The sequence below is a fragment of the Candidatus Polarisedimenticolia bacterium genome (assembly GCA_035764505.1).
In the GTDB taxonomy this organism is placed as follows: Bacteria; Acidobacteriota; Polarisedimenticolia; order Gp22-AA2; family AA152; genus AA152.
In genome coordinates this window covers 1-8,935 of sequence record DASTZC010000071.1, presented here as the reverse complement: position 1 = coordinate 8,935, position 8,935 = coordinate 1, and the positions used below count along the sequence as shown (strand labels likewise).

General features: G+C 65.8%; 11 protein-coding genes. All 11 read right to left on the bottom strand.

Going from position 1 to position 8,935, the window contains the following annotated elements:
* Positions 1-805: 805 nt before the first annotated feature.
* Positions 806-1,675, bottom strand: a complete 870-nt coding sequence (locus VFW45_04895; GenBank protein HEU5180104.1) for a hypothetical protein — start codon at positions 1,673-1,675, stop codon at positions 806-808.
* A 58-nt stretch (positions 1,676-1,733) separates the two neighbouring features.
* On the bottom strand, positions 1,734-1,940 hold the full coding sequence (locus VFW45_04890) for a hypothetical protein (GenBank protein ID HEU5180103.1): 207 nt from the start codon (positions 1,938-1,940) through the stop codon (positions 1,734-1,736).
* A gap of 21 nt (positions 1,941-1,961) precedes the next feature.
* Positions 1,962-2,237 (bottom strand): hypothetical protein, encoded by a 276-nt coding sequence (locus VFW45_04885; protein ID HEU5180102.1) that lies wholly within the window; start codon positions 2,235-2,237, stop codon positions 1,962-1,964.
* Positions 2,238-2,247: 10 nt separating this feature from the next.
* The gene (locus VFW45_04880; GenBank protein ID HEU5180101.1) at positions 2,248-3,285 is read right to left on the bottom strand and encodes a hypothetical protein; all 1,038 of its coding nucleotides are present in this window, start codon (positions 3,283-3,285) and stop codon (positions 2,248-2,250) included.
* 13 nt (positions 3,286-3,298) lie between these two features.
* A complete protein-coding gene (locus tag VFW45_04875) occupies positions 3,299-4,066 on the bottom strand; it encodes a ParA family protein (protein ID HEU5180100.1) in 768 nt (255 codons plus the stop codon).
* Positions 4,063-4,980, bottom strand: a complete 918-nt coding sequence (locus VFW45_04870) for a P-loop NTPase (GenBank protein HEU5180099.1) — start codon at positions 4,978-4,980, stop codon at positions 4,063-4,065. The genes VFW45_04875 and VFW45_04870 overlap by 4 nt, the downstream gene beginning before the upstream one ends.
* Complete coding sequence (locus VFW45_04865) at positions 4,977-5,657, bottom strand: hypothetical protein (GenBank protein HEU5180098.1); 681 nt, start codon at positions 5,655-5,657, stop codon at positions 4,977-4,979. Before VFW45_04865 ends, VFW45_04870 begins: the two co-directional genes overlap by 4 nt.
* Before the next feature lie 99 nt (positions 5,658-5,756).
* Positions 5,757-6,446, bottom strand: coding sequence for an SDR family oxidoreductase (locus tag VFW45_04860; GenBank protein ID HEU5180097.1), 690 nt, complete (start codon positions 6,444-6,446; stop codon positions 5,757-5,759).
* 12 nt (positions 6,447-6,458) lie between these two features.
* On the bottom strand, positions 6,459-7,025 hold the full coding sequence (locus tag VFW45_04855; GenBank protein HEU5180096.1) for a LemA family protein: 567 nt from the start codon (positions 7,023-7,025) through the stop codon (positions 6,459-6,461).
* The gene (locus VFW45_04850) at positions 7,022-7,762 is read right to left on the bottom strand and encodes a hypothetical protein (GenBank protein HEU5180095.1); all 741 of its coding nucleotides are present in this window, start codon (positions 7,760-7,762) and stop codon (positions 7,022-7,024) included. Before VFW45_04850 ends, VFW45_04855 begins: the two co-directional genes overlap by 4 nt.
* 12 nt (positions 7,763-7,774) lie before the next feature.
* The gene (locus tag VFW45_04845; GenBank protein ID HEU5180094.1) at positions 7,775-8,587 is read right to left on the bottom strand and encodes a TPM domain-containing protein; all 813 of its coding nucleotides are present in this window, start codon (positions 8,585-8,587) and stop codon (positions 7,775-7,777) included.
* Positions 8,588-8,935 lie beyond the last annotated feature (348 nt).

The window sequence follows — 8,935 nt, the reverse complement described above, 5'->3', positions numbered from 1 at the left end:
CTCAGCCACAGATCCTGTTTGCGCCTGAGCCTCCGCAAACAGGAATGTCAGCAATAGAAGCAAGCATCCTCGACCAAGCCGCATGGCGAATCCTCAACTGAATTAGCTGGCAGCGGTATAGTAACTTCGTTATAGCTTCTTCGTGCCATCGATTTGCTGATGCGGAGCAAAGCCCAATGCCAGGCCTTCTAATCGTTTACTTCTTGGTTAGCCTATTTGCCCTGGTGAAGGGCCTACGAATGCGCCCAGTTGTTGTCGATCCCACTGACCCTCTGTCAATAGTAAGAGCCACAGGGAGGCTGGGGGCAATCATGTGCGGTGGCATAGGGGTGATAGGTTGCACCGTGAGAGCTGTCATGGCATTGCTTTCATGAAGGTAGAGCGACCGGCGCGCAAAAACGATGCCCACATTCAGCGATTGACCTATCAGGGCCATCAGGCATCGGTTCGGTCTTTCTACTGATAGCGGTCGACGTGTTTGGTGTACTCGCAGGCATTCGAAAACGAATCGCTATAGAAGAACAGGACACCTTCGGGAACTGAGAAGGCGGAATTTACCGAATGGCTAGCTTCTGGCTACTGTTTCTAGTGGCAAGTGTGATCTCGCTTGTCGCTGGGTTGAAAATGAAGAGTCAGTCCTTCGATCCGAGCGAGCCCTTCTCTGGTCCGAAGGCTGGCGCCAAGCCAGGCCTTATCTTCATGGGAGCCTTCGGCATCCTTCTTGTCCTCGCAATGGCCGTTGTTCGGTTTTTCAGATGACCTGTCGGCTATTGAACGCAGGTCCCGCCTCGGTGAGCTCGCCTGCTTACAGGAAGATGTTCTCGGCGGTGGCGGGTGGGGCGGGGGCGAGGCGGTAGCGGTAGAGCATCGTGCCGGAGAAGTCGAAGGAGAAGCGGTCTTCGATGAGAAAACCGGCGCGGGCGAGGAAGCGCAGCGATTCGGCGAGGCGGGCGGGATCGCCCTGAAGGTCGGCCAGCACGTCGCCGGGGCCGAGGACGCTGCGCGGACGGCCCATGAAATAACGCGCGGTCTCAGCGTAGCGCAGCGTGCCGGGAGGCGCCTCGCCGTCTACCAGGATCGAGTGCAGCACGTGGGCGGCGCAGTGCACCGCCGCCATGCCGACGCGCGGGTCGTCGCATTCCAGGAACAGGTCGTAGCGGTGGGGCGGAGATCGGTGTCCGCAGGTGACGCCGCTGCAGCGCTTGGTTGGCCCGATGGCGGCGATCAGCTCCAGGGAAAGATGCTCGAGCAGGTGGCAGAGGTCGGTGCCGGTCTCTTCCGCGGCGAGCGCGCAGCCGTGCCGCGCCTTGCGGCGGAACAGGGTGGTCATGACGTCGTTACCGCCGCAGCAGCGGTGGCCAAGCAGCCCAGGGAAGGCCTCGGCGAGGAGCGGCAGGGCTGAGGGTGGAATGCCTTCGGCGAAAAGGGGAATGTCGAGCAGGTCGAGGGTGATCTTCAGCTTGAGGGAGCCGGGGGAGAACGCTTCGTTGAGGACTTCGGCCTCGGGATGCTGGCCGTGGGAGATCTCGACGAGCCGGAATTGCCCGCCTTGCGAGGCGGGTCGGGCGCGGTGCCCCGCGCGCTGCCGCATCTTCTCCTGAAACGACTCGCGCAGCGTCTCGGAGCGCTGCGGCAGGAAGTCGGCTCCAGGTTTTCCGGCCCGGCCGTTAGCCACGACGTCTCAGCTTCCCATGTCGGCGTCCCTCACGCGGGCGTTGGCGAAGCGCACGGCGCTACCTCTCCTCGAACCGGTTCTCCTCGGTGTCCAGCGTCCCCTGCAGAACGACGCGGTACTCTCCCGTCTCGCGATTGACCACCTCCACGGTGGCCGCAGCCGTCGTCGAGTTGAACAGCATCTCGCCGATCTTGTTGCGCAGCGTCAGGGGAGAGGTGGGCGATTTTTCCAGGCTGGTGAGATCGGTCAGCTTGAATCGGGACATGTCAACCTCCTCGAAATGTTTCTAGTGGCCCGAGCGGGAGTTGTCTCCGGTGTCGCACTTCAACACGACACGATACGGGGACGCGGCGACCGGGCTGTCCAGGCAAAAGCTGCAGGTGCCAGCAAGGCCGCGCCGCCTGGCGGTTCCTTTGGATTGCTTCGCTTCTTTGGTCTGCTTGCGGGTGATCTGATCGACGATGTCGGCGACCAGGTTCTCGTGTCCATGGACGCGTCCGGACGCCGAGGCGCCCCGTCGCTTGGCCTTGGCTCCTCGACGCTTTGCAAGCGATGGCTTCATCGCGGTCTCTCTACTTGCCAAACTTCCAGAACGAGGGCTTCGACGGGGTGGAGATGGCTCGGCTCTCGTCGGATCGGGAGGCCGTGGGATCGGCCGCCTTCGCGGGCTTACGCGCAGCCTCGATCGGTTGAGGCTCCATAAGCGACGCAGCCAGCGCCGCGCCCTCCTCGATCACTTCCGTCCTGAAGAAGGTCTCCGGTCCGAGCTCCAGCGTCGCGGCGGCATCACCATAGGGGACCGAGGGCGCTTCTCTGACGGCGGCCAGCGGCAGCTCGTCGGCGATCGGGACGATCGGCATGGTGGCCGGGCCGGGATCGGGCGGCGGTGGCGGCTCGGCCGGGTTCGGGTCGGGCCCCAGCTCGGCGGCGCGGACCAAGCGCGGCACCGGGTCGGGATCGTCCTCGGGCGACCAGATCGAGATCGGCGCGAACTCCAGCGGCTCGCTCCTGAGGGCTGGCGGCTCGAAGGTGATCCGGCTGTCGGGCGAAGCCGGGGAGACGCGCTCCTTTTTAGCGGGGGACCAGGGCGAGGAGATCCCCTCCAGGAATCCGGCCTCGGCATCGGTCAGTCCGACCTCCTCCAGGAAATCGGAGTCGCTCAGCAGCTCTTTCGGATTGGGCTCCTTCGCCAGATTCTTCAGCAAGCCACCCGCGTCCAGGAGCGGCCGCTCGTCCAGCAGCTCCGATTTCAGGGATGACCGCTCCTCCTGCAGCTCCCCCTTGGGAGCGCGCCCTTTCGAGGACTCCTTCTTCGTAGGACCCGCCGCAGCCGTCGCACCTGCCGCGGCGCGCGGCAGCTCGCGCGGCTGGATCGCCCGCCCGGAAGCTGCAGGGGCATCGCGCCGCTCCGAGCTTGCCCCGTGCCCCGCCAGCGCCGCCTCCGCCGATTCGATGATCTGCCGCGCCAGCGCCTCCTGCACGCCGGCGAAGAAGGAGAGCGATTCGGCCGTGGCGGCCGCGATCTTCGCGGGCGAGTCGAACCCCGAGTTCAGGATCTTGCGGACCGGATCCTCCCCGTACAGCTCCCTCAGCAGGTTCAGCGGATCCATCGCTTGCCTCTCCTCACGATGCGGGTTTTCCGGCCCGGATGCCGAGCACCTCGTCGGCGAGCGCCAGGTAATCCTGGCTGCCTCGGGCCTTCGGATCGTATTCGGTGATCGGGATGCCGTAGCTGGAGGCCTCCCGCAGCTTCACGTTGTGGTGGATCACGGTGTCATAGAGCGAATCGCCGAAGAAGCGATGCAAATCCTGCAGGATCTCGCGCGAGAACCCGGTACGCCGGTCGTACAGCGTGGCCAGCGCCCGAATCCGGAGCTCCCGATCACGGGGCAGCGCCTTGACCGCCTGCAGCAGCTGCGACACGCCGTACAGCGAGTAGAAAGAGGTCTCCACCGCCAGGATCACCTCGTCGGCGGCGTGTAGGGCGTTGGCAATCAGGACGCCGCCGCCGGGGGGGCAGTCCAGCACACAGTAGTCGTAATCCTCCGCCACCCAGTCGAGCACTTCCTTGAGACGCTTCTCGCCCGAGGCGATGTCGTGCAGCCGCTGCTCGGCGAGTTGCAGCGACGGGTTCGATGGCGCCAGCCGGAAGTTCTCCGAGATCTCCACCAGGCAGCCGTCCAGAGCACCGCCATCCAGCAGCGCATCCGACAGCGTGCGCGAATACTCGGGGTTCTTGCCGCGTGACAGCCCCAGCGACGCGTGCCCCTGCGGGTCGAGGTCGCACAGCAGGACCCGCTTGCCGCGCAGGGCAAGCGAAGCGCCCAGGTTGATGGCGGTGGTGGTCTTCCCGCATCCCCCCTTCTGGTTGATGATGGCCAGCGTCTTCATCCGTTCTCACCGTAGCGCAGCGGACCGGTGGCGCCGGGGGTCGGGGCGTAGCGCGGCGCGGCCACCCGCGGCGGGAACAGCGCCGTGGCGATGTCGCGAACCCGCAGCGCCACCGCCGACTCCGGCTCGAGCTGCACCGCGGGGGTCTTGACCGCTACCGACCGGCGGACCGTTTCGTCTTCCGGGATGTAGCCGAGGTAGGTGAGTCGCCGCGTCATGAAGCGCCCGGCGATGCCGTCCAGGGTCTGGAAGACCTCCCATCCCTGCCGCGCCGTGCGGGCACGGTTCACCACCACCGACATGACGGCCGATGGGTTGTGGCGCAGGACCGTCTTCATCGTGGCGTAGGCGTCGGTCATGGCGGTCAGATCGGGAGTCGTCACGACCAGGATCTCGCGCGCGGCGTTCAGAAAGGCCGTGGTCATGCGCGCGATGCCGGCGGCGGTGTCGATCAGGACCACCTCGAATTCCGCCCCGTAGCGGGCCGTCTCGCCGATGAGGTGGGACAAATCGCGCGCGCTGAGATCGGCCAGCTCCGCCACGCCCGAAGGCCCGGCGACCAGATGCACCCCCGAGCCGGTCCGGTGCGCTACTTCACGGAAGGTGAGGTGGTTGACCAGGGAGTGATACAGGCTGCGCCGCGGGGAGACTCCCAGGAGCAAGTGCAGGTTGGCCAGACCTAAATCAGCGTCGATGGCCAGCACGCGCATGCCGCGCAGCGCGAGCTCTGTCGCCAGGTTGGAGGTCACCATCGACTTGCCGGTCCCGCCTTTGCCCGAGGTGACGCAGATGATTCGCGCCGGGCAGTCGGCGGCGAAGCGTCTGGGGGCGGCTGGCTCGGAGGCAATCGACGGGGCGCGCTCATGGCCGGTCAGATCCGACAGGCTGCGCCCCAGCTTGCGGAAGATCGTCACGCTTTCACCTGCTCGCGGGCGCGCTCCGCCGCCAAACGCCGCCGCTCGAACTCGTAGAAGGCTTCCCATTCCTCTTCAGAGAGACGTTCGGGGGAGAGGTGCTCGGGCATGGGGACGACCGGCTCCTCCTCGGCGGGCGGACCCGATTGGTCCAGCTCCTCCAGGACCGGCAGAGCGAGAGGCTCCTGAGCCGCCTCGAGATACAGATGCGTCCCGCCGCCGGTCAAGAGAATCCGATAGGTCAGGGCGCGGACTCCCGGTCCCTGGGAGCCCAGCGCCTCCAGCAGCTTGTTCTCGAACTGCTCGCTGAGGACGATGACCCGCGGCGGCTTGGCCGTAATCGGCCCGGCCCCATACAGCTTCCGGAGGAAAAGGAACTGGGAGGCGATCCACTGGCGGTGGCGCAGGATGCGGGAGACCAGGGACTCGCCGTCGCCCCGGTCGATCTCGATCAGGACGAACTCGGCGTGGCGATCCATGGCGAGCAGATCGATCAGATCGCCGTCGCCGGAGCGCAGGTGCCCGTCGAGGACGCGAAGCCGGTCCTCCAGGATTCCTGGGTCGGCCAGGATCAGGCGCTTGATGGTGTCTGGATCTCGGGCAGGGCCTCTGACGATGCGGATGGTCAGCCTCGTTCCGCTCGTTTGGTCAGCGGCAAGGGCGCGGCGCGGATACAACCGCCGCGGGCGCCCGGGTGGTGCCACCGCGGCGTGCGCAGTGTAAAGCTAAGCTGTTGTGGTGTCAAGGAATTCGAGAGGCTGGTCCAATATCCGGGACTACCAGGGTGCGGGCTTGCCGTGGCGGTCGACGAACTGTCCCGAGTGCTTCTGGGACAGCCCGGCGATCGTCTTGATCATCGAGCCGACCGCCTCGTCGATGCTCAACGGCGCACCCATCCCGCCCATCTCGGTGCGCACCCAGCCGGGGTGGATGACCACGGAGATGATACGGTCGCCCGCCAGCTCGAGCGCCATGTTGCGCGACGCCATGTTCAGCCCCACTTTGCTCACCCGGTAGCTGTACTTGCCGCCGCCGCGGTTGTCCTCGATCGACCCCATCAGCGAGGTGATGTGCACCACCTTGGGGTTCTTCCCCTCGCGCAGCAGGGGCAGGAACTCCCGCGTCATCAGGATCGGCCCCAGCGTGTTTACCATGAACACCTGCAGCATCTCGTCGGCCTTGAGCGTCGGGAGGCGGTCGTCGTGCGAGCCGTAGGTGGCGGCGTTGTTGAGCAGAAGATCGATCCCATCGGTTTTGGCGGCCACCTCGGTGAAGGCGGTCTGGATCGAGGCTTCATCCCCCACGTCGCATGCGACACACACCAGGCGGTCGCCGGCCATCCCCATCAAGGCGCGGGAGCGCTCGGGAGCGCGGGCCAGGGCGAAGACCTCCTCCCCGGCTTCCAGGTAGCGCCGGGTGAACTCCAGCCCCAGCCCGCGGCTTGCTCCCGTGATGACGACGCGCATCGGAACCCACCCTCAGAACTTGACCTTGGGCGCCTCGTTGGCCGACTGATCCGACTCAAAATACTCGCGCGGGCCGAAGCTGAACATCCCGGCGATTATGTTGGTCGGGAAGGTCTTGATGTAGGCATTGTACGCCCGCACCGTCTCGTTATAGGCGCGCCGCTCCACCGCGATGCGGTTCTCGGTGCCGGAAAGCTCGTCCTGCAGGCGGATGAAGTTCTGGTTTGCTTTCAGATCCGGGTAGGCCTCGGCGATGGCGAGCAGGCGCCCCAGCGCCGAGCTGAGGCCGGCATTCGCGGCGGCCGCTTCCTGGGGAGTGGTGGCCCCGGCCAGCTTGGCCCGCGCCTGCGCCACGTTTTCGAAGACCTCGCGCTCGTGCGTGGCGTACCCCTTCACCGTCTCCACCAGGTTCGGGATCAGATCGGCCCGGCGCTGCAGGACCACCTTCACCTGCGCCCAGGCGTTGTTGATCGTCTCGTTCTGCCGGACGATGGTGTTGTATTTCCCCATGAGCATCCCGCCCACGACCAGCACGAGCAGGACCACGATTCCCAGAACGATACAGCCCGTCCTCTTCATCGAGATTCGCCTCCGCCGATGCCGAAGCGGTCGATTGCCTCCACCGCTCGGGTGAGTTGAACGTAATAGCCTGCGAAGAGCTCCTTCAGCGGCCCCGCGGGCGCCTCGCCCCGCTTGAGCCGATCCACTGCCTCGAAAGGCTTGACGTCAAGCTCCGCGTGCTGGCAGAAGTGGGCGATCACCTCCTGGTTCTGCCGCGGGATCATCTCGTGCATCAGAGACAGGCAGCCGCGGAACAGCGCCACGAAGGTGGTGTAGCTGGTGGTCAGGAGCTGCTGCAGCTCCGCCGGGCGGTCGTGGCATTCGATATAGGCCTCGCGCAGCCTCATCAGCTTGGTGCGCAGCTCACGCTCGCACTGCAGGCGCAGGTTCTCACGGCTGATCGACAGACCCGCGAAGGAGTCGCGCCCCGCCAGCACCACGCGGGCCACCTGCAAATCGAGCATTTCGATCGGATAGACGTCGGCCGAATGGGCAATCAGCTCCGGTGTGAACAGCCGCGGCCATGTGCGTCCTTTGGCCACCCAGGGACGGATTAGCGGGGCCAGCGACTCGAGCGTGTCGGGATTCAGGTCACGCAGCACCAGGATGAAGTTCCAGTCGCTGGTTTTCTCCTGGTAATCGCCGCGCGCCGCCGAGCCGTACAGGACGACGCTGAGGAGCTTCGCCCCCGCCGCTTTGCCGGCCGCCTCCACGAACTTCCGGACTTCCGGGTTTTCCCGTGCCTCGATGCTCATTGCCTGCTCCCGCTAGAAGCCGCGCCCCGCGCCGCCGCCACCGAAACCTCCGCCGCCGAAGCCGCCAAACCCGCCGCTGCCGCCGAAACCACCGCCACCAAACCCACCGCCGCCCCAGCCGCCACGCCGGCCGCGGCCCTGCTGCGACATCAGCAGCCACCACAGAAGCGGGGAGATGCCGCCGCCACGACGACCGCCGCCCCGGGATCCCCGGGAAATGATCATGATCAAAATGATGAAGACGAAGACGACGAAGAGCATACCGAGAATGCCGCCCTGGCGCGAGCCCGAGCGGGCCGGCAGCTTCGGCAGCCCCGTCAGCTCGACCTGGTACTCGCGCGCCGTCTCCTGGCACAGTGCGGCGCTCCCCAGGTCGACCCCCTTCGACCAGTCGTTCTGCTTCAGGGAGGGGATGACATACTCATCCAGAATGCCACCCACCTTGCCGTCCGGAAGGAAGCCCTCCACCCCATAGCCCGTCGCGATGAAGACCCGCCGGTCCCCGGTCGAGAGCGCGAAGACGATGCCGCGGTCCTCGCCCTTCTTGCCGGCGCCCCATTCCTTGCCCACCCGCACCGCGAAATCGTCGATCGGCTCCCCTTGCAAGTTGGGGACGATGATGACGACGATGGCGACCCCGGTCTTCTGGAACAGCTCGGTGTGGCGCGCCTCCAGAGTCTGGACGGTGGTGGAGGAGAGCACTCCCGCCAAGTCATGGATGGAGCGGTCCTCGCGAGGCGGCAGCTTGATCTGGGCGTGGGAGGGGGAGGTCAGCGCCCAAAGCGCCAGCAGCGCAGCCGCAACGATCCGGAGTGGTCGCGCCATCGTCTCCCCACAGACTTCACGGAAGGCGCAATACCATACACGCTTTCCCGGGGAAGAGAAATCACGGGGAATACGGGGGACAGCCGGGGAGCCAATTAATAAGGAAGGCGGCCCGGTCGGCAGACGAGCGGGCTGCAGGCAAGGATTCGAGTAAGATAACCGTCTTTATGAGGAAGGGGCTCTCGCCCCTGGAGGTGCGATGGCCAGCGCAAGGCCCAGCCTGATCGGCGTGCTCGAAACGGTGCTCTACTTCACCGACGCAGCCAAGACCCGGCACTTCTATTCGGACATCATGGGAATGCGCTACATGGCGGGCGAGCCCGGCCGTAGCCTCTTCTACCGTGCGGG